The organism is Mesorhizobium sp. WSM4837, assembly GCF_055811435.1.
The window spans coordinates 1-21025 of sequence record NZ_JBVVQE010000096.1 but is presented as its reverse complement, the minus strand read 5'-3'; the positions used below and the strand labels follow the sequence as shown (position 1 = coordinate 21025).

The window sequence follows — 21025 nt, the reverse complement described above, 5'->3', positions numbered from 1 at the left end:
GGACGACCCAGCGGTGCACAGTCGAATGGTCGACGTTCAGGCCGCGTTCGGCCATCATCTCCTCCGGACGCGCAGGCTGAGATTGTAGGCCAGATACCAGCGCACGCACAGCAAGATCACTGATCGGTCGAAATGACAGCCTTTGAACATAACAAGCGCGCGCCAGATATGGCTGCCATTCCGTTTGCGACAGAATCACCGAGCCTCCATCATTCAGTTCCGCCAGTTCAGCGGAAGGCCGACGCTTTCGCGCTCGCCGGAGCGCCTCGTTGAGTGCGACGCGGGTGAGCCAGGTAATTGAGCATGTTTTATCCTAGCGTTCAGAAACAAGCCAGTTCAGGCGCTATAGATTCCAGTAGGGCAGCCAACTCAGGTTCGTCGACCAGGAGGGCTGCTTGATCGGGCTTAAGCCAGGCCCGTCTTCGATACTTCCGCTCTTTCCATTCATCCAGCTCCTGCTGCACGTGAAGCGGGTATACTTCAACGGTTACCGGGACAAATGTGTCCTTCAATCGCTTCCAATAATGGAAGCTGCCGACGGATTGCTCATGGAAAGTGCCCACTACTCCGGCTTCCTCACCAGCCTCTTGAGCTGCAGCCTCGCAGTCTTGTCGACCCTTCATCGGCCACCCCTTGGGCAAGATGAAGCGGCCTGTTTGCCGAGACGTTAGCAGCAAGATTTCATCGTCTCCGTCTGCAGTGCGGCGATAAGGCAATGCGGCAACCTGTGCGATGGGCGTACCACGGCGCGCTCGCTTCTCCAGCTTCTTTTTCTTCAACCGGCCATCCATCTCGCTAAAACCTTAGCCCGTATTGTCGGTAGCGGGCTAGCTTTTGGCGATAGCCACAGCTGGGTTCTTGGACGACTCCGCCCTGGCCGGGAGGTGTCCAATAAGCCGTCTTCAAAGCCCTGCGCGACGGCGCGCCCGATATGATCGCGGGCCGGTCCGTTTCGCCGGCAACCCGTATGCCGAGAGAGACGTATCAAACATGAGAGGCAGGCACTCCCATGCTGGTGGGAGGCGAAAATGCATCCACTTGTCATCGACGCAAAGCTTCAACTCGGGCAGTTTATCGCGAATCTGGCGTGCGTAGACCGGTCCACTTGTCCTTGACAGTGTCGTCCGGCCTGTATTTTGTCACCTGCAGGTTGAGACGCTTGGCCGAAAGGTGACCGATCGCCTGTAGGATGCCATAACTCGCCACCACCACGTCGTGTTCGGCTTTGGCCTGATTGATCTTGCCGGAGATGACTGCGGCCTGGGCGTTGAGAACGTCGAGCGTGGTGCGTCGGCCGACATCGCGCTCCTCGATGACGCCGCTCAAGGCAAGCTGCGTAGCGGCAGTCACCTGCCTGTTGGCGGCTACAGTTTGCCGGGCTGCGGTGTACGTGGTCCATGCTGCAATCACTTGCTGACGCACCAGATCGCGGTCGACATCGGTTTCGATCCGGGCCTGACCAAGCGATTCCTTATTCCGTCGTACAAGCGCCGAACTGCGGCCACCCGAATACATCGGTATGGTCAATGTCGCGCCGATGCTGGCCGAATTGGTCGCGCCGTCCTGCTGGCTCGCTATAGGCGAGGTGTTGCGATAGGCGCTCGATACGCCAGCGGAAGCGGAGAGTTGAGGCAGCAGCGCACCTTCGGCCGATTTCACCGAAAACGCTGCCGCGTCGACCAGATGCTGCGAGGCCAGGATGGCGGGGTGCTCGCTTGATGCAGTCACGATTGCCGCATCGAGACTCGGCGGCATCAGCTTCGATGGCGGCGAAGCGGCTCTGAGCCTCCCCGGCTCGTGGCCGACGAGCTGACGATAGGTCGCCGCACTCACTAGGAGCTGCTCACGGGCGCCGGCCAATTCCGCCACGGCAGACGCGCGCGAAGCGTCGGCTTGAGCGACGTCGGTACGCGTAACCTCGCCAACCTCGAAGCGCGAACGCGCAGCTCGCGCCTGCTCGGTCAGGAACCGCACGTTTTGCTGCGTCAGCACCGCTACCTGCCGGTCGCGAACGACGTTCATATACGCCTGGGCTGATTTGAACAGGATGTTCTCTTCGGTGTTGCGCATGCTTTCGACCGAAGCTCTGACCTGCGATTCGGCGGCGGCGACGTTGTTCCTAGTCTGAAAACCGTCGAACAGCGTCTGCTTAATCTTGACGCCATATTCGCCGGTCGTCTTTCGCGCGTTTTTATTGCTCCCGTTAACATGGCTGCTGGACTGACCGACGTTCGCGGAACCCTCGATCGTCGGGCGCCACCCTGACTTGGCGATGGCTACGCTCTCATCGGTAACGCGGACCTTGGCGCGGGACGAATTTAGAGAAGAATTGTTCTGGTATGCCTCCGATAGGGCTTCCAAAATGCTCTCGGCGGAGGCGGCGTTCGAAGATAGCGGTGCAGTCGCTACAATCAACAATGCCAGTCCCGCCAGTCTCTTACGTGATCGCAAATTCATTTCTCCATTCTGAACGCTGGATAATCCCGGCCGCACAGCAGCTACCAATCAACGCACGGGCCCCGCGTTGAACGCGCCCAGATTACTCGGGCCCGCAACTAGGACGCTGTGAGTACCTCATGCGCCTCCTGGGTGCGGATCGGCGCAGCCACGCTTCGGACCGCGGAAAGCTTTTTGCGAAGAGTGATAAATTGAACAAATAGATTGTTTGGATCGATGCATCCAAATGATGGATACAACTGCTCCCTGCCTGATAACCATTGGACCAGACATTCGCACGCAAAAAGGGCGGGCCCCGGATCAAGCTCATTCGATTGCGACCCCAGCGACCGTCATCTCGTTTCGAGATTGACAGCGGCACCTCGCCGGGCATCAGTTCGGGAGCGATTTGAGAGTTTCGACGTAGCGTTCGGAGATGGCGGCGTTCATCGGCGCGTTGATGATCAACGGTGCGACAAGACCGTGGCATCGCAGCCCAGCGATGAAGGTCTGCGTCTGCCATTGGCCGAATGGCGGCGCATGCGTCCTGAAGCGCTCGCCCTTCGCTACCCAGCCGGTGTCTTTGGTCAGCTTGGTATTGGTCGACGTCTCATCGAGGAAGATCAGGCGTGCTAAAACCTTGTTGGCGAAGGCAGCGTCTCCTTGCTGACCGCCAGCTGATGCCGTTCGATCAGCTTCTCGCGGGCAAGCGTCGGACCGAAGTCGATGTAGTGTTCGCGGATCAGCTCTAGCACGAAGTCGCGAACACCATCGACAATGCGATTGTTGGAACGCCGGCCACGCGCCTTGTGCCGGAGAGCCCCAGCGCCATCCGCCTGGAACGTCTTCAACAGCCGCTGGATCTGACGAACTGAAACGCCGAGCAAACTTGCCGCCGCAACGCTCGTCATTCGCCGCTCAACAATCTTCGACAAAACCTCGATACGCCGCAGCTCGCGTTCGCTCATCAGAACCAGTCCCAATCTGCAGTCTCCCGCGCTCTCGAATGCGGGCAGATTGGCAAGGCAGGAGCGACATTCCTACTTTGCCAGATCCGGACATTTTAACTTAGCTGCTACAGGTCAAAGTCGCATAATTGGCACAGCGGAACGGGAGCTGAGCAGTTCCTGAACCGCCCGGCGCCTCAAGCGGCGATAATAATTCAGATGTTCGCAGATGGGTCGCTCCACTTCCCGACCGGCGAACACCAGCGAGGATATGCCCAGGATACCGCATGGTCTTCGGCGTATACGGCTAGGTGAAGAAACGCACTCTCACAATTTAATGGCCAGCGACGGCCGTTCGGCAGCGGGCTTCGTCGCTGGCGAGGACGAGGGTGTCGGGTCTACGACGAAATGTCGGAGGTCGGACATGGAAGGCAGCTTACCATTTGGGTCGTTGAAAGCTTTATTCATTTGGCACGATTAGTGCAACGGATAATCCGCAAACGTTGCACGGAACCGATACGATGTGAGGGAAGCGTCATTCAGATGTTTGCGTTGACCGTCCCCTTAGTCTTCACCCAGTGGCAGCCGCGCAGGCGCTGGCGTCGCCGGCCAGCCCGATAGCTCATCGATCCAGTCGGCGGAGACAGTAGATAGAGTGGGAGAGACACCAGTATGAACTGCGAATGTGATAGGGTTGCTTGGGTAAGTGCCATCGCCTTGCTGTGGACGGCCACTGCTGCATCGGCGAACGAAGGCATGTGGATGCCGGCCCAGAGTGCAGAAGTCGGCGCGGCCATGCGCGCGGATGGGCTCCAGATCGATCCCGCGCAGCTGAGCCGTCTGGACGCTGCTCCGCTTAACGCGATCGTTTCACTGGGCGGATGCTCCGCCTCATTCGTCAGTCCGCAAGGACTGGTCGCCACCAACCATCACTGCGTGCTGGAATCCATCCAGTACAACAGCAAGGAGAGCCAAGACTATCTCACCAACGGGTTTCTGGCGAAGAGCCTGGGTGAAGAATTGCCTGCGGCGCCCGGCAGCCGCATCTATGTGATCGAGGATATGCGGGATGTGACCGCTGACATGCTCAAGGGCGTCTCGGACAAGCTGAACGGCTTTGCCCGCTATGAGCGGCTCGAAGCGAACCGCAAGGCGCTGATCGCCGCGTGTGAAGAACAGCCCAATCGCCGCTGCGACGTGATGCCCTATTATGGCGGCGCCTCCTACCATCTCCAGCAGAAGCTCGAAATTGAGGACGTGCGCCTCGTCTACGCGCCCGCGCCCGGCATCAGTAACTTCGGCGGCGAAACGGACAATTGGATGTGGCCGCGCCACACAGGCGATTTCGGCTTCTATCGCGCCTATGTCGCTCCTGATGGTTCCTCCCGGCCCTATGCGCGTGACAATGTGCCTTACCGGCCAAAGAGTTGGCTGCCCATAGCCCGTGAAGGCGTCCAAGAAGGCGATTTCGTGATGGTCGCCGGCTTTCCCGGCGCAACCCAGCGGTTCCTCACCGCCGATGAAGTCCGGTTCAACTTCGCCGACTACGAACCACTGTCCCAGCGTTTGCTCTCGGATTATGCCGCTCAGATCAACCAAGCCACGGCAGGCAATCGCGAAGCGCAGATCCGCTACGCCTCCATCCTAAAAGGCGTGGAAAACTACAAGAAGAAGCTGGCGGGCGATCTAGCCGGCGCCGACGCGATCGGCCTCGACGCGCGCAAGGCTACCGAGGAGGAAGCTTTTCGCGCCTGGGTCGCTGAGTATCCCGTGCGGCAGACGCGCTTTGACGCCGCAATCCGCGAACTGGACGCGATGGTGGGCGAGAATAGCCGGGCTTCGCTGGCGAGGCTGCGCCAGGCGTTGCTCAATCGCGCGCAACTACTGTCATCGGCACGCACTCTCTATCGCTGGACAAAGGAGCACGAGAAGCCCGATGAAGACCGTGAAAGCGGCTTTCAGGATCGTGACCGTAAAGAAATCTCGGATCAGCTGACGCAGATCGAACGCCGCTATTTGCCAGACATCGATCGAAAGCTTTTCGAGGCCGCACTCGACGAATATCGCCGGCTGGACGCAAAGGATCGCGATACTGCTTTCGAAAGCGCTTTGGGTCAAATTGGCCTTGACCGACTTTATGCAGACACCAAACTCGCAGACACGGCAATGCGGCTCGGCTGGCTTGACAAGCCCGCTGCTGCCTTCGAGGCGTCGGAGGACCCTTTCATTAAGCTGGCGCTCGCTCTTTACCCCGGCGACTTAGCTGCGGAGCACGCTGCGAAGGACCGCGCTGGACGCAGCCAGGCGGCTCGCGCCATCTACATGCACGGCCAGCGTGCCTATCGGCAGGCAATCGGCCGGCCGATGTATCCCGACGCGAATGGCTCGCTGCGCACCACTTGGGGCAAGGTGGCGGGGCGAACACGCGACGGGCAGATCTGGATGCCCTTTACCACGGCGGAGGGACTTCTGGCCAAAGAAACGGGCAAGGGTGAGTTCGATGCTCCAGATGCGGCTATCGCAGCGATCCGAGCCAAGGATTATGGCCCCTATGTCGCGCCGGCGCTGGGCACGCTTCCAGTCGACTTCCTGTCCACCGCCGACATCACCAACGGCAATAGCGGCTCGGCCACGCTGAATGGGCGCGGCGAGTTCGTCGGCCTCGCCTTCGATGGCACGCTTGATGGAGTGATCTCGGATTGGGCATATGCCGCAGACCGCAATCGCAGCATCCATGTCGACAGTCGCTTCATGCTCTGGATCATGGACAAGATTGACGGCGCTGGCCGGTTGCTCAAGGAGATGGGAGTGCTGCCGGCGTCGCGCTCCTGAGCGGGGTAGTCTGGTGGTAGGGAAATGCAATTCGGGGACATTGACGTGAGCTTGCCACAGCGATCGTTGATCGTGCTCGAATCGGCCGGCGCTCCAATGCATGCGCAACATTCAAGGTTCGCCAGCGCCTGAGCCGTTGCCCAATACCGTTTTCCCCTTGGCATAACTTCAAATGACTTAATCTGTGCAGTCGCACCGATGCGCCTGAACATCGCACTTTCATCTTTTTTGCGTGTTTCGCAAACTCTGGACAGGGCTAAATTGCGGACGGCTGTTTCGCTAAGTCCACGCACAGCTTGCCGGCGTCTGTCCTCGGGAGAGCTGGCTTGATTTGTCTGAACAGTTTGGCGAGGACCGCGAAATGAAGGCAGCATAGGGAATGGAAGCGCCACGGGCGACGACTCGATAGAAGCGGTTCACCCGTTCGACCAGCGAAGTGACGTTCATTAATCGCACTACTCAGGGTCCGAGCTGAAGCCCTCCATCGAGGAGCGGTTTTTCTTGAGCATGGCCTCAAGAGACGTGTCGAGGTTATCGTGCAGGCGTTTAGGATGATCCCGCCGATGGTCTCAGGCACAGCTCGTATAGCGACCATGCCCTTCCGGCTGATTGAGCATTTCAAGAAAACCTTCCCGCTGCGGATCATCGAACTTCCGCTGCCGCTTCCCGCATTTACCGAGGCCCTCCAATGGCCCGCCTTTCACAACAGTGATGCGGCAAGCATCTGGATGCGAGAGATAGTGTTACAGGAGGCGTCTCGAATGACTTCTCCGCGGGACGCCAAAAGCCGTCTCAGGCACCCCTAATTTACTCCCGCGTCTCACGCCGCCATTCGCGTCAATAGCCCTTGTCGGACGAGATCGATACTCGCGGCAAGTGCGCCTGCGACGTCGTCCAGCGCGTGGGCTGCGTCGACAAACGGTGCGAAGGAGAAGGGGCCCTCATAACCGCCATCAAGCAGCGCCTGGATCTGACTGCCATTGTCGGAACCTGCTAGGACGCGATCCGGGTAAATCCAGTGGATTGGATCGTTCACGCTTGAAATGTGCACGAGACCGGTCAGGTCGCAGGAGAAGAACGGCTCCCCGGCGAGCGTGTGATGAAACGTGTCGTGCACGAGGCGGAAGACGGACTGGCCATCAATGGCGGCAATGGCCTTAGCCGCTTCGTTCTTCGATCGAAGCGAGCAGGTCTGGAAGCCCAGCGGCTCGATGAGACCGATCAGGCCGCGCGACTGGAGGATCGGCTTGAGCGCCTTCAAGGCAAAACGGAGATCGCCCCGGCGCTCGCCATTGGCGGGCCACGAGCCATCGTTGACCGGCACCAGCATGAGCGTCTTGGCGCCGCAGGCCGCCGCATAATCGGCGAGCTTGCTCGCTTCGGCCTTGCGGGCGGGTGTCCACTCATTGAAGCGCTGCAAGGCATTGATGGAAATAATCCCAACGCCTGCTACGGCGGCGGCAGACCGGACGTCCGCCGCCGGCATGCCGCGTGCAATAGCATTGCTGCGCTGTTGGCTGCGGATCTGGACATCGGTCAGGCCCTGGTCACGGGCAAAAGCGAAAAGTGCCCTGACGTCGAGTCCGGACGTCGCCATGTGGTCGAGTGCAAAGCGGGGCGCTGCTTGGCGCATGGCTTGGCTTTCCTTCAATGTTCCGGGAAATCTTTCTTTGACGCTATTGCGACACTTGACTTAAGACAAACGATTAGATCAGATGTTTTTCATCTGAAAAGGAGATGGCTGATGAACAGCGCCGACCTCCGGTTTTTCCAGGCGGTTGTGAGAGCAAACAGCACGGATTGGAGCACAATGGCTGGCCAGGGTGCTCCGCTTGCGCGTGCCATGCGGCCAAACTCATTTCGAGGTCAGCACTGCTGCTCTTAAGACCGAGGTTCAACAATCAAATCGAGATCAGTAAGTGTGACTGTCGTCGAAGGTGACCCGCAGCAGCCGAGTGCCCCATCTGTGGGATGCCTCTCGTTTTGCCAAAACTTGGAGAGTCACACGATCTTCGCATGATGGGGTCGGAACAAGAACTGCTCAAAATCGTACGAGGCATTTATCAACCAAAGGCAGCTACGGTTGATTTGATGATGATTCCTCCACCCAGGCTTCGGCGCATCTGACGCCCCGTGGCGACGCGAAAAACGCTCAGTAGCTGCAGCGCCGGCGGCACGCGCGACCAGATGGTCCTCAAGACTTCTAGACCATGCCGGGTGTTCCGAACGGCGCTCCCGGATACCACGCGCTGTGACCATCGGAAGCCAACCTCGTGGAAAGGTCGGCATGCTGCTGGCTGATATGATGAAAGACGCCGGCGATGGTACGGCGGACGCGGGAGTTGAAGCCCTCTACCGAATTGGCGTGGACGGCATCGCGAACATACTCACCACTGGAATGCTTCACGGTCTCCTGCTTGGCAAAGCTTCTCACCAATGGCCATGAATGCTTTCCACTCGTCGCTCATCAAATGAGCTCTCGACTCGATCTGCGCTTTAATGACGCGTCGCTTGCTCGCGCTGAGAGACCGGTCACGACCGCGGCACGCGCGTCACCGGCCGGAGCGCCGGTCGTGACGTCGGTCGGTCGCTGCACCATGGCCATAACCGGCGCCTATCGATACTGATGCCGCGCTCGGCCATCATTTCCTTCAAATCGCGAAGGCTCAAGCCGTAGGCCAGATACCAGCGAACGCAAAGCAGAATGACGGACTGGTCGAAATGGCGGCCCTTGAACATCTGAACTCTCCGGCGAAACTACCAGAGGCCGTGCCATGCGCCTGGTTACCGAAGACTTTGCAACACAGCCTCGCGCACATCTTCTGCTGAAAACCCGCACGCAGACCCTCGATGGCTCCCTGCGGTCGACCTTCCGGCAAATGGTATCCCGGCATGGCGAACGACAATCACGAGAACGGCGAAATGGTCCGCGCGGCTTGACCGCCCCACAAATCCTCATGCTCCCCTCGTACAGGCGTGAAGCATCTCGAGCATCGCAGGCCCGGCGCGCTCGACGATGGCGACGCCGGCCAGCAATCCTGCGCGCAGTTACGGGGCAGGAGCGGGTTAGCCGCGGAAGGAAGCGGCTTCCATTGCGCATGGGGATATGGAACCAGGGACATGCTCACTCGCCTGCGATCATTTCCGCGTGCGACGGGACTTCTTCCCAACTGCCGGTACGAAAGGTAATATCCTGATTGGGTGCTTCTTGGTCGAGAGTACGCCGTTGCAGTTCGCGATCATAGCCGCGCCGTCTTCAGCCAGCGAGCGGCCTACGATCAGCTCGAATTTTTCTTCCGGTCGTCACGGGGCGGATGTACTCGGGAACCGGGCAGGTTCACGCGGGCAGGCATCCTGCATGAAGGATAACTGACAGGCGAGCGTTACCGCTTTCGCTAAGACGCCGCCAATTCCGGCGGCATTGGCGGCCGAGCGAGCGCCGTTCGACGCGCAAATTATTCGCCATTGGACTTTAGAAAGGCGACCGTCGCTAAGATCAGCTTGTCCACGGTCTTGGCACTCTGTTCAACGCCGAAACCATGATCAACGGGTTCAGCCCACAGTTCTTCCGGACCGTCGTGATAAGCCAGCAACGACTTGGCGAGAACGGGTTGGGGAAAGACGATGCTGTCGCGCGTGCCGACCGCGAGGAACAGCGGCCCCTTGTAGCGCGAGATTTCGCCGGCAGGCTGCACCGCGTATAGGCTCTCGAAGAAGCGGCCTTTCAAGGGAATTTCCTTCCCATCTCCGACGCGCTTGGCCGGATAGACTTTATCGCCCGCTGTCACAGCTTCCGCCATCTGCTTCTCGCCAAAAATGGAGATGAACGCTGCCGGAAGATTGATGCCGGGGTTCCAGAGCACGACAGACTTTAAAGGCGTTTTCGTCCGGCCGGCAACTGCTGTCGTGACCGCACCGCCCAGGCTCATTCCCATCAACGAAATACGTTTGCCGTCGACGCTGTCATTCGTCGATAGGAAGTCGAGCGCCGCTTGTGCGTCCGTTATCTCGGTTTCGACGGTCATGTCTTCGAATTTGCCGTCGCTCGCGCCGCTGCCGCGAAAATCGATCCGAAGCGAAGCGATGCCATTCTTTGCGAGCACCGGCGCGGCACGCCCGAACAGGCCTTCCTTCACCGCCTCCGAACTCCATTCGTTGCGGCTGCCGGTGAAACCGTGAAGCATCAGGATGACGGGAGGATTCGCGACATCATCCGGCGTGACCATCGTGCCTACGATTGTCTGGCCTTCGACTTGGAACTTGATGGTGGCCTCCTTGGCTTGCGCCGAAACTAAAAAAGTTGTCATCAGCATTCCCAGTGACGCTGCAACGGTTCGGTGTAGCTGTTTCATAGCTGCTCTCTCCTTGTTGTTTGAATTTGCGCGGCCGGTCAAAGCTGATGGCGCGGCCGTATCGGACTGGCATTAGACATTGACGTGTCTCACCGCCGCGATGCCTAATTTCCGCGAAGTTCGCCGGTTATGAATTGAGCTCGACCAAGGCCGAAGGACCAATCCGCGTCACCATTTTCTACGATACTGACCACAACATCGGCAGGGTCGATCGCACACACATCCAAAAGCCCTGTTGCAACGAAACGATAGAAGGCCTGTTTGTCGTCAGTTGTCCGCGCTCGCGAGACCACCTCGATAATGATCAGCCTGTCGCTGCGAAAAAGACCAAGGCCGGTATCCTCCGCGCGCACATGCGATCTCTCGTGTTGGATCAGGATCTGATAGCGATCGGCTGGCGGTACATGGAAAGCCCTGACCACCGCCTCATGGATGCAGTCGAGGATCTTGTCCTGCTCCCCAGGCGATCGGCCCTTCAGAAGGTTAATTTGTATCAGCGGCATGGGTCGTCCTCGGAAATAGGAAGAGGGCGGGGACGCGCACTCGGCGTCCCGGTGAAGATTCAGATTGTCCTCGCAGGTAGGCCGGTTGGGGCAGCCTCGGGCTCCCCAGCCAGCGCGCAGGGGAACCAGAGAACATTTACGACTGCGCTCATGATCGCGATCGCAATGGGATAGGCCAGGCCCGCATAGATGTTGCCCGTGTAGGCAACCAGCGACAGGTTGATGAGGGGAACAAAGCCGCCAAACACGCCTGTTCCGATGTGATAGGGCAGCGAGAGCGAGGTGTAGCGCAATTTCGCCGGGAAGAGCTCGACGAGGAAAGCTGCCATAGGGCCATAGACCAATCCGACGAAAACGAGTTGGGCGACGATCAGCGCTGTTACCAAAACGAAGTTGTGGGCAGCGACGGCGGCGGCGATGCCCTGATAGATTGGAACATAGAACACGGCTGCCAGAATGAAACCGGTGACAATCAACTTGCGACGGCCGATCCGGTCGGACAAGGCGCCGAAGAAAACGATGAGGGGCGTTCCGATCACCAAAGCAGCAGCAAGGCAAATGTTCGCTGTCAGGAAGTCAAGCTTCAGCACGCTTTGCAAGAAATACAGTGCGTAGAACTGGCCTGTATACCAAACGCACCCCAGGCCGGCGTCGCCCCGAACAGTGCAAAGGCTGCATAACGCACGCCATCACCGGTGGCGAAACTCTCACGGATTGGGCTCTTTGCGGTCTTCCCGCCTTTGCGAAGCTCCTCGAAGACCGGGGATTCGCTCAGCTTGAGGCGCAGATAAAGGGACAGCACGATCAAAACCGATGATAGCAGGAACGGAATTCTCCAACCCCATTGCTTGAAGAGTTCTTCGCCGAGCGACAGCCGACACGTAAGCACGACGACAATCGCCAGAAAAAAGCCGACGGTTGCCGTTGTCTGGATAAAGCTCGTGAAGAACCCGCGCCGGTTCGCCGGTGCGTGTTCTGCAACGTAAACGGCGGCGCCGCCGTATTCGCCGCCTATCGCCAATCCCTGGATCAGCCGAAGGACCACAAGAGCGATCGGTGCGAAATATCCCGCGGTCTCAAAGGTTGGCAAGACGCCGACGAGCGCGGTCGCAATGCCCATCAGAAGGAGCGTCATCAAGAACGTGCTCTTGCGTCCGACGCGGTCGCCGATGCTGCCGAACAGCAGGGCTCCCAATGGGCGCACGAGGAAGCCTGTGGCAAAGGTTGCGACGCTGATCAGAACAGCTGCCGTCGGTTCATTGGCAGGGTAGAAGAGCGTTGAGAAGAAAATCGCCAGACTTCCGTAAAGATAGAAGTCGTACCATTCGATGACCGTGCCGGCGCTTGATGCAAGGACGACGGTCCAGATACCTGGTTTGCGGACGGAGTCGCCCCTTTCCTGTAGCTGTTGCATGCTGCAGTTCCCCTTTTATGTTTTGAAAGCAGTCGGCCCTCTCTTCAGGGCCGTGGTAAGTCAGCTCGCGATGCGCTGATCGAATGCGTAGACCCCAAGTCTTTCGCCTGCCTCGCGCACCGTTCGGCGAACGATGTCCTTCGCCGACGGCAGATCGTTGATGAGGCCCACCGCCTCACCGACAGTCACGTTGGCCGTGTCATAGTCGCCGGAGGCCCATGCCGCCTCGACCTTCGACAATTCTTCGGAATGCAGCGTGCGCAGCTCTTCTTCCCGCCCGTGCCACTTGTCGATGAAGCCGTTTTTGAGCAGTCGGCCGGTATAGCCAGCGGGCCAGGCCTTCTGACGGACGATATCGTAGACGGAAGTCCGGATTGTCTCGTCGCCAGAGGCCGCGACTACCTTGTCCTTGGCTGCCGGATGGATGAGCGACTCGGGCGTAGCCCAGAACCTGGTTCCCATCAGGACCCCGTCTGCTCCGAGCATCAGCGAAGCGGCCAGGCCCCTACCGTCGGCAATGCCGCCTGCCGCCACGACAACGACAGAAGGCGAAATCTTTGCCACCAGATCCACGACTGCGGGAACGAAGGGCATGGTTGACCGCGCGACCAGGCCATGGCCGCCGGCCTCGGTCCCCTGAACAATAAGAACGTCGGCGCCAACGTCGATTGCGCGCCGGGCATGTTCGAGTGTGTGGATCATGCAAATCAGCGGAACACCCGCCTGCTTGACCCGTGCCGCGAGCTTCGCCGGATCCGAAAACGAAAGCATCATCGCGGACGGACGCTCCGCAAGTGCGCGGTCAAACAGATCAAGGTCGGCTTCGACTGCCCAGGCGATGAACCCGCAGCCAACGCGTTCATTGGTAATCAGCGACGACTCTGTTTCGTACCATTGACGATCAGCATATCCCCCACCCAACAGGCCCAGACCGCCGGCGTCGGCGACGGCGGACGCAAGCGCGCCACCCGCGGCCGGGGTCATCGGGGCAAGGATGATGGGATGCTCGATTTCGAAAAATTCTGTCAGACGCGTTCGTATCGTCATCAATACTTCTCCCAGCTTGAGGAAGTTCCCGGAAATTTTTCTTTGACGCTATTGCGACACTTGACTTAAGACAAACGATTAGATCAGATGTTTTTCATCTGAAAAGGAGATGGCCGATGAACAGCGCCGACCTCAGGTTTTTCCAGGCGGTGGTGAGAGCAAACAGTATCGGAGGGGCTGCCGGTGTGCTCAACACGGTGCAATCCAACGTCACCGCGAGAATAAAATCGCTTGAGGAGGAAATCGGTGCTCCGCTTTTTCATCGCTCCAGGCGAGGGGTTACACTGACAGCCACCGGCATTCAGCTCGTTCCCTATGCCGAGCGCGTCGGAGAGCTTCTGGACGAAGCCAAGCGCGTCGTCACAGACCGCGGTACGCCGTGCGGTTTACTCAGGATCGGCTCCATGGAGACCACTGCAGCGCTTCGCCTTCCGCCGATCCTGATCCGCTATGCTGCAGAATATCCAGAGGTCGACGTACTGGTGGAGGCTGCCCCGACGGAACAGCTCGTCAGCGAGGTCGTCGGACGCAAACTGGATGGCGCGTTCGTCTCCGGCCCCATCGCTCATCCCGAACTGAAGAGCCTATCGATCGTCGAAGAGGAGCTCGTTGTGATCTCCTCGCCGCGGTTTCGCGAGCTTTCGGATCTGAAGGCCTTGGCCGCATCGCCGGCTCTGAAGGTCCTCGCTTTTCGATCGGGCTGTTCCTATCGCCGGCGCATGGACATGTTCCTGGCGGCGTGTGGGGTAACGCATGTCCGCTGGATGGAACTCGGAACAATGGACGGGATCATCGGCTGCGTCGCCGCCGGGGTAGGGATGGCCATGCTACCTCGGGGGGTCGTTCAGGATGCGGCAGCCGACGGACAGGTCATCATACACCAGCTACCTGACAATCTGCGGTCGGCGCCGACTGTTTTTGTGACGCGGAGCGACGAGTATCTCTCCGCGGCACTTCAGGCTTTCATGGCGGTGGCGTCTGAGGCGCATTCACGGCCTCAGCCGGAAGGACCAGAGCCGGCCCGACAACTGCAGCGGGCTTAAGAAAGGTGGAGCAAAAACAAGGGGTCAGTCAGATCTATCTGACGCATCACCAGCATCTTTGCGATATCGCCCGGCGGGTTTGCCCCGATGCGCGCATACACGAGCTGGCCGTGCCGCTCGAGCCGGAACGCCGAGCTGCGTGACACGTCGAAGCCCCAGAGCTGCCCTATCAAGGCCGGCGGGGCCGGCGACCGGCACCCGGCAGCCGGGCAGCGCGCCAAAAGGACCCCGCCCGTCATATGAACTGCATCCCTCATAGTGCGTCGCAACATTTTGATGCTGCACTGCGGAACCTTGCGGTAGAGCGGGAGTTCTCTGTGCTTCTAGCAAGCGAGGGCTCGATGAGGCGCTACAAGATTCTGCCGTCGGAACCAGGGCTGTGGTCTGTGATCGATAGCCTGACAGGGCTTCCCGCCGAGAGATACGGTCGGCCGCTCACCGGGCTGACCCGGTACGAAGCCGAAGAGGCTGCCTTTAACCTCAGCGAGAGCACTCCGCCATGGATGGCCTTGGTCAGACGTCGCAGACCTTAATCAAGGCTGCCGATTCCACGGATGGTCGAACGCGATGCGCCTCCCACTCCATCACACCCGTTCGCGTAACCTCTCACCTCTTCCTTCTGGATGCGTGCGTCATGGCAGGGGGCGCATGTGCTCCCCAGTTCGCCCTGGCATAAGAGCCGGACCGTCGCGGTGCGCCACCAGATGGTTGGCGACCGTGGCCGGAACCGTCGCCCGTTCTCTTGCCGATGAAGTGCGGGGTGCCCGACACTGAAATGGCGCGCGAGTCTTCTGCCGATCTTGACACGGGCGATCGACTGGAACCTCATCGAGCAGCAGTATGACGAGTTGATCAAATATGCGGCGGCCCTGCAGCACCGCACGGCCGATGCGGAATCGATCCTGCGCCGCTTTGCGCGGGCGAGCGTGCAGCGCCCAAGCTACAGGGCGCTGGCCCAACTCGGCAAGGCAATCAAGACCATTTTTCTCACCGCTATCTCGGCTCGGAAGCCTTCCGGCGCGAAATCCACGAAGTGTCGCTTGGCAGTTAATAGTGAGAACGCAGTCGTTGAGTCAGGTTTGGCAGTTTATTGCGAGAATGGCGTAGCTCGGATTCTTCATTTTAACTGCAATCGCATTAACTGCAATCGCATCAGTGCAGTGGTGCTGAACTCCCTGGCGAGGCGACCGGCATCTTCGTGCTGGAGGAGAATATCGGACCGGTGCGTTGCGCGGTGAGCAAGCACGACGGCCCGACCTTCGACGAGTTCGATCTGGCGAAACTGCCGCTCTTTCGCAACGTGGTCGATCTTCAGCGACAGCCTAGCGACCCCGGCTTCTAAACGCCGTCATGGAGTAGCTCCTGCAATTGTTCGACCGAAATGTCCGATGCAAAGATCAGGTCGTGAGGGAATGTCCCTTCCCCGCAGATGATCGGCAGTCGCTCGATCGCGCGACGCGCGGGATCGGCTTCTTCCGTGAACCCGCAGGTCGATATCAGAAAAAGGTTGCGGCGGTTACCGCGAACCCATGGCTGGCGCGGCAAGCGCTCTTTTCAGCAAGCGCCCTGGTCGGGGGCCGGTGAGGATGAAATTCGGCTCGGGTGCGACGATTACATGCTCGAGGTTCCATTCGGTCTTCCCGAGCATGTCTATAGCGACCTTTTTGTGTCCGAAACTGAACAAGAGTGTCGGAGCCCCACCCGCTGGCCGTTACAGCCAAGCACCGGCTGGCGAGCAAGCGGTGGAACGAAACGGAGCGCAAATCCGGCACGGAAATTGCGCTGATCTCGTAAGTGAGACGTCGGCAGGGCGTCGTGGAGGACCGAGAAATCAACCAGGAGCGTGCTCGATGCCCGCAATGAGACGGCCAGAACAGGACGATGAACCCAGCCACACCTGGGGAGCTGGACCGCTATAGCCAGCCGCGGCGCCTCCTCATAGATCGCGCCTCCTTCAGCCAAGCCGTCCACCAGCACTACCAAGGCCACCCTATGCAGCTCTCGAACGTGGCCACAGCACGCATGTTCATTCAAGTGCGCCCCTCAGCCTGCGTGGTCCGCTCGAAGCGCGCCGGGAACGCATTGTGTGTAGACGAGGAACGTGCGCTTGGCAGTTAAGGGGGCGCGCGCTCTCGCACTCCTCCGATGCGCCCACCCATTCTTCTGATCAGCCGGTTTGACCCGCCATGTCGCCTTCGCATTTCATCTATCGCCCCTTTGAGACGCTTATCCGCCCGCTGGATATTCCCTACGCGCCTTTGCCGGCAACAGGTCCGTTTGCGCTGCTTCTGCATTTCGCACGCATGTTCCGTGGCGTGCTGGCGGCCATCGCCGTCTTCATGATGGCGGTCGAGGGAATCAACCTCGCGGTGATCTGGGGCATGTATATCATTGTGGACGGGGTGAGCACGAACGGTGCGGCGGTTTTCCTTGAGGAAGCTTGGCCTATGCTCACGTTCCTCGGCCTGCTGATGTTCCCCGTGCAACCGCTGCTGATGTTCATCGCCAAGACGTTGGATTCCCAGGCAGTGTCCGTATGCATGCCCGCGGCTATGCAATGGCATGGCTACAAGGCGGTCGAACGTCAGGACCTTGCATTCTTCCACGATCTCTTCGCCGGCCAGGTGGCGTCGCGCATTTCGCAACTCGCCGCCGCCGTGCAGCAGCAGATCGTCGTAGCGTCTTCCAGCATACCGTATTTTCTCGTGCAGTTTCTCGGTTCGCTTTCGCTGCTTGCCACGCTGTCCTGGCCGCTGGCGCTTCCGGTCTTTTTTTGGATCGTGGCGAACGTCACAGTCGCGGTTGTGGCAGTGCCATATTTTGCCGTGCGGTCCCGCCACTCTGCCCGCGCGCGCAGCCTCGTCGTCGGCGCCATGACCGACCTCTACAGCAACATCCACGTGGTCAAGCTGTTTGCGGCCGAAGACAGCGAGGCGGACGCAATGCGCACCATCATGGGAGATGCCATTGAGACGCAACAGCTTGAACGGCGCATCCACTTAACAAGCGACACCAGCGTCGTCCTGCTGAACGTACTTCTTTCGCTGACCAACATCGCCGTCGGGCTCTGGGGACTCGTGGCCGGTTTTGTCACCACCGGCCAATTTGTTGCTTCAATAGCAATCATTCAGCGGCTCAGCGCCAACTCCCTGGCCTTTCTCCAGCTAGGGCAGCAGATATTCCAGGCTGTGGGCACGATACGCGACGCGATGCCGGTCATCACCACGCCTCCAACGGTAATCGACGCCCCCGGAGCCAGGCCGCTGGCCGTGGTCGACGGCACGGTCGAGTTCAGGGATGTCAGGTTCGAATACCGTCAAGGAAAAGGGGTAATCGAGAATCTATCGCTCAGGGTCCGCGCCGGCGAGAAGGTCGGGCTCGTCGGCATGTCGGGGGCTGGCAAGTCGACTCTAATCAGCCTGCTTTTGCGGTTCTTCGATGTAAACGATGGCGCAATCGTCGTCGACGGCCAGGATATCCGTTCCGTAACGCAGGCAAGCCTGCGTGAGAATATCGGGGTCGTTGCCCAGGATGTCTCGTTGCTCCATCGCTCTGTCGGGGACAATATCCGTTACGGCCGGCCGGATGCCTCGCCGGAGGAGGTCGAACGCGCCGCAATGCTGGCCGATGCGGACGGCTTCGTGGCAGATCTCAAGGACAGCGAAAACCGCACCGGCTACGATGCTTTCGTCGGCGACCGCGGGGTGAAGCTTTCCGGCGGCCAGCGTCAGCGGGTCGCCATCGCTCGGGTCCTGCTTAAGGACGCGCCAATCCTCCTTCTGGACGAGGCGACTTCCGCCCTGGACAGTGAAGCCGAGGCGGCGGTCCAAGGAAAACTCGAGCTTCTCATGGAGGGCAAGACGGTGATCGCGATTGCCCACCGCCTGTCGACGATTGCCAGCATGGACAGGATTGTCGTGCTCGACAAAGGGCGCATCGTCGAGGAGGGCTCCCCCTCGGAGCTACTCAAAAGCGACGGCCTTTATGCCCGCCTGTGGCGGCGGCAGGCCGGCGGCCACATTGCCGACAGTTCCGAGGAGAGATAAGCCGACTGGAAGGTCGTTCGTCACGGCTCCGCGCTGCTCGCAATGCTTGGCTGTTGTCGTAGAGAGCGGGCATGTTCGCGTGTAGACAAATCTCGGCTTTCGCCGCCTCCGTCGCGAATGTGTGGGAATGGGCGACGAGATGCCACAAGAGCTCTTCGGTTCTATCGCGAGAAGCTGACCGTCCGCCGCCGTGCCGATGCTGGTGCCGCCGAGTCTTAAGCAGTGGTGATCGCTCGACTTCGTCTCCGACGTTCCACATCCTCACTGTCGTCGACGATTGGGCGCGGGACACAAGCGCGCTGCTGAGGCGGTGCCCGAACGTGCAGGGACACAGAAGCTTACGATACGAGGGGTGAGCCGAGTCGAAAAACGCATTGGAAACTCCGTCTGGTGCAACCCGGACCGGGTCACAAGGCGTGGTACAAGAGTTGGGTGACGCAACACCGCTGGTTAATTGCGCCGGTGCTATCGCGGCCTCTGGCCCGCAACGGCGCAGGCAACACCCCGAGGAGCAGGGGCGCATGGCAGATTGCCCCAACCGGCTCGACGTCGCCATGCTCGACGAGCTTCGGGAATTGGGGTCGGCGAACGCATGACCGGCAGGGCCGGGGGGTGGCTCGTTTGCCGACGCCACTGCAATTGGCCCCGCAACGGGGTCGCGAGCCGGAATTCAACCAGGCCGTTCGCCCTAAAACTGATCCAGCTCAAGGCAGCCCACCGCTACCCATGTAGAACGGGCAACGAGCGCGGTGCGCACCAGACAAAGGGCAACGACCAAAGCCGTCCTCGACATCGCATCGGAGTTCAACGTCTTTGCACCAATGCCCAGGACTGGTCGACGCGACAAACAACTCCCCGGGTACAGGCGCTGAGAGCCGCCGACGTTTAACGGAAAATCACAAACGGGCTATCCGATCCCTGGGGGGCAAGGAGGCCGCCCCATGAATCGCTGCACATCATCAGTTGCAATTCTTGCTTTCGCCACCGTCTGCACATTGTCTGCCGTCGCTACGGCGGCGGATCGGACCATCTATGCAGCGCCCGACAAGAGCCTCGTGTTTCTTAGTGGCGTCGGCTACACGTGGCTCAAGGCCAACGAGCTTGTCTACGACAGGGGCAGATCACAATGGGCACGAACAATCCGCCGCTTTCGCCCGAGGACGTCGAACGCTTCGGGCCTGATCCCCTTACCAGCTTCCGCACCAATCTGGCGTCGGTTGAAGAGCGCATCACGCTTGCTTGCGCACGGGCCGGGCGCGACCGTGCCTCCGTGCGGTTGCTGCCGATCACCAAGACGGTGCCGGCCCATATCCTGCGATATGCCTTCGACGTCGGCATCAGCACCTTCGGCGAGAACAAGATCCAGGAGGCAATGACAAAGTGCGAGGCGCTTCACGATCTCGCCATCGACTGGAGCATCGTCGGACATCTGCAGACCAACAAGGCCAAATATCTGACCCGCTTCGCGCGTGAGTTTCATGCGCTCGACAGCCTGCGGCTCGCCGACCTTCTGAACACGAGGCTGGAGCGCGAAGATCGCTTCCTCGACGTCTATGTGCAGGTCAACACGTCTGGCGAGGGCAGCAAGTTCGGCCTCCATCCGAACGCACTGCTGCCCTTCGTGGAGGCCCTCGATCAGGTTCCCCGTCTCCGGCCATGCGGGTTGATGACACTTGCGCTGTTTTCCTCCGACATGGCCAAGGTGCGGCCTTGCTTCATTCTGCTGCGCCGGCTGCGGGACAAAGCCGTGAAGCACAACGCCGCGCTCGCCGGGCTCTCCATGGGTATGACCGGAGACTTCGAGGAAGCCATCGAGGAAGGCGCCACTGTCGTGCGCGTCGGTCAGGCCATCTTTGGCAAGCGGCCGACGCCTGACGGCCACTACTGGCCGGGTTTCGCCCCCACCGATCGAGGAATTGAACCATGATTTTTCGCGAACGGCCTGTCTGCTTTTCCGATCACCCCCGCCGATCGTTCCGGCCGAGTCGACGTTGACGCGCTTCGGAAACTGGTCAGCCGGCTGATCGCGGCTGAGGTCGATTCCATCAGCCTGCTCGGCAGCACCGGCATATGTTGCAGAGATGGGCGCAGCGGCGAAGCTGCCAATCTCCCTCCTTGAGGGGGAGATGGCCGGCAGGCCAGGGCGAAACATTCCAGATACGCTGTTGAATCATATCTCGCCGCTGAGTTGGGAACATATCAACCTGACAGGCATCTACACCTGGGACACCGAGCATCAGTTGCCCGAAGGCTTTCGAACCCTTAGGCTACCGACCCCAACCCGCCGAGCCGCATGAGTTTCACGATCCGTTCGGGCTTAGCGCAAGATTTTGTACAGCTCTTGTCCTCACCCCAGATTGTGAGCTAAGGACACCTTTCGTCCTGACAATCATGGTATCCTGCAA

13 protein-coding genes and 8 pseudogenes are annotated in these 21025 nt (G+C 59.8%); 8 read left to right on the top strand and 13 right to left on the bottom strand.

The window, feature by feature from the left end; all coding sequences use genetic code 11:
* The 4 genes and pseudogenes from AC0L3D_RS33280 to AC0L3D_RS33265 all read right to left on the bottom strand — a co-directional run.
* Window positions 1–150: pseudogene (locus AC0L3D_RS33280) on the bottom strand (IS6 family transposase); the annotation flags it as partial.
* A 170-nt stretch (window positions 151–320) separates the two neighbouring features.
* A complete protein-coding gene (locus AC0L3D_RS33275; protein WP_353682560.1) occupies window positions 321–779 on the bottom strand; it encodes an NUDIX hydrolase in 459 nt (152 codons plus the stop codon).
* A 292-nt stretch (window positions 780–1071) separates the two neighbouring features.
* Complete coding sequence (locus tag AC0L3D_RS33270) at window positions 1072–2457, bottom strand: TolC family outer membrane protein (RefSeq protein ID WP_473647201.1); 1386 nt, start codon at window positions 2455–2457, stop codon at window positions 1072–1074.
* Window positions 2458–3083: 626 nt separating this feature from the next.
* Window positions 3084–3419: pseudogene (locus AC0L3D_RS33265) on the bottom strand (helix-turn-helix domain-containing protein); the annotation flags it as partial.
* A gap of 636 nt (window positions 3420–4055) precedes the next feature.
* Here AC0L3D_RS33265 and AC0L3D_RS33260 point away from each other — a divergent pair.
* Entirely contained in the window at window positions 4056–6215 is a 2160-nt protein-coding gene (locus tag AC0L3D_RS33260; RefSeq protein ID WP_473647197.1) for a S46 family peptidase, read from the top strand.
* 462 nt (window positions 6216–6677) lie between these two features.
* A pseudogene (locus tag AC0L3D_RS33255) lies at window positions 6678–7021 on the top strand (type 2 periplasmic-binding domain-containing protein); the annotation flags it as partial.
* Between the two features lie 14 nt (window positions 7022–7035).
* On the opposite strand, the gene AC0L3D_RS33250 reads toward AC0L3D_RS33255, so the two are convergent.
* From AC0L3D_RS33250 to AC0L3D_RS33215, 8 genes and pseudogenes are all read right to left on the bottom strand, one after another.
* Window positions 7036–7812, bottom strand: a complete 777-nt coding sequence (locus AC0L3D_RS33250; RefSeq protein WP_473647199.1) for a TIM barrel protein — start codon at window positions 7810–7812, stop codon at window positions 7036–7038.
* Between the two features lie 466 nt (window positions 7813–8278).
* Window positions 8279–8826: pseudogene (locus AC0L3D_RS33245) on the bottom strand (transposase); the annotation flags it as partial.
* Window positions 8811–8954, bottom strand: a pseudogene (locus AC0L3D_RS33240) (IS6 family transposase); the annotation flags it as partial. The pseudogenes AC0L3D_RS33240 and AC0L3D_RS33245, both read right to left, overlap by 16 nt.
* A gap of 716 nt (window positions 8955–9670) precedes the next feature.
* On the bottom strand, window positions 9671–10567 hold the full coding sequence (locus AC0L3D_RS33235) for an alpha/beta hydrolase family protein (protein ID WP_473640558.1): 897 nt from the start codon (window positions 10565–10567) through the stop codon (window positions 9671–9673).
* Window positions 10568–10671: 104 nt separating this feature from the next.
* A complete protein-coding gene (locus tag AC0L3D_RS33230) occupies window positions 10672–11070 on the bottom strand; it encodes a tautomerase family protein (protein ID WP_473647196.1) in 399 nt (132 codons plus the stop codon).
* Window positions 11071–11129: 59 nt separating this feature from the next.
* The gene (locus tag AC0L3D_RS33225) at window positions 11130–11660 is read right to left on the bottom strand and encodes an MFS transporter (RefSeq protein WP_473647194.1); all 531 of its coding nucleotides are present in this window, start codon (window positions 11658–11660) and stop codon (window positions 11130–11132) included.
* Window positions 11654–12484, bottom strand: coding sequence for an MFS transporter (locus AC0L3D_RS33220; RefSeq protein ID WP_473647192.1), 831 nt, complete (start codon window positions 12482–12484; stop codon window positions 11654–11656). Before AC0L3D_RS33220 ends, AC0L3D_RS33225 begins: the two co-directional genes overlap by 7 nt.
* Before the next feature lie 60 nt (window positions 12485–12544).
* Window positions 12545–13531, bottom strand: coding sequence for an NAD(P)H-dependent flavin oxidoreductase (locus AC0L3D_RS33215; RefSeq protein WP_473647191.1), 987 nt, complete (start codon window positions 13529–13531; stop codon window positions 12545–12547).
* Between the two features lie 116 nt (window positions 13532–13647).
* On the opposite strand from AC0L3D_RS33215, the gene AC0L3D_RS33210 reads away from it, so the two are divergent.
* Window positions 13648–14574, top strand: coding sequence for a LysR family transcriptional regulator (locus AC0L3D_RS33210; protein WP_473647189.1), 927 nt, complete (start codon window positions 13648–13650; stop codon window positions 14572–14574).
* Here the strand turns inward: AC0L3D_RS33210 and AC0L3D_RS33205 are convergent.
* Entirely contained in the window at window positions 14571–14813 is a 243-nt protein-coding gene (locus AC0L3D_RS33205; protein ID WP_473647187.1) for a hypothetical protein, read from the bottom strand. The two genes, AC0L3D_RS33210 and AC0L3D_RS33205, sit on opposite strands and share 4 nt — an antisense overlap.
* Before the next feature lie 549 nt (window positions 14814–15362).
* Here AC0L3D_RS33205 and AC0L3D_RS33200 point away from each other — a divergent pair.
* The 5 genes and pseudogenes from AC0L3D_RS33200 to AC0L3D_RS33180 all read left to right on the top strand — a co-directional run.
* Window positions 15363–15604 (top strand): annotated as a pseudogene (locus tag AC0L3D_RS33200) (Tn3 family transposase); the annotation flags it as partial.
* A 147-nt stretch (window positions 15605–15751) separates the two neighbouring features.
* Window positions 15752–15862, top strand: a pseudogene (locus tag AC0L3D_RS33195) (phenazine biosynthesis protein PhzF); the annotation flags it as partial.
* Between the two features lie 898 nt (window positions 15863–16760).
* Window positions 16761–18620 carry an ABC transporter ATP-binding protein gene (locus tag AC0L3D_RS33190; protein WP_473647186.1) on the top strand — a complete coding sequence of 620 codons (1860 nt, stop codon included), beginning with the start codon at window positions 16761–16763 and terminating at the stop codon, window positions 18618–18620.
* A 1126-nt stretch (window positions 18621–19746) separates the two neighbouring features.
* Window positions 19747–20547, top strand: coding sequence for a YggS family pyridoxal phosphate-dependent enzyme (locus AC0L3D_RS33185; protein ID WP_473647184.1), 801 nt, complete (start codon window positions 19747–19749; stop codon window positions 20545–20547).
* A 15-nt stretch (window positions 20548–20562) separates the two neighbouring features.
* Window positions 20563–20691: pseudogene (locus AC0L3D_RS33180) on the top strand (dihydrodipicolinate synthase family protein); the annotation flags it as partial.
* Window positions 20692–21025 lie beyond the last annotated feature (334 nt).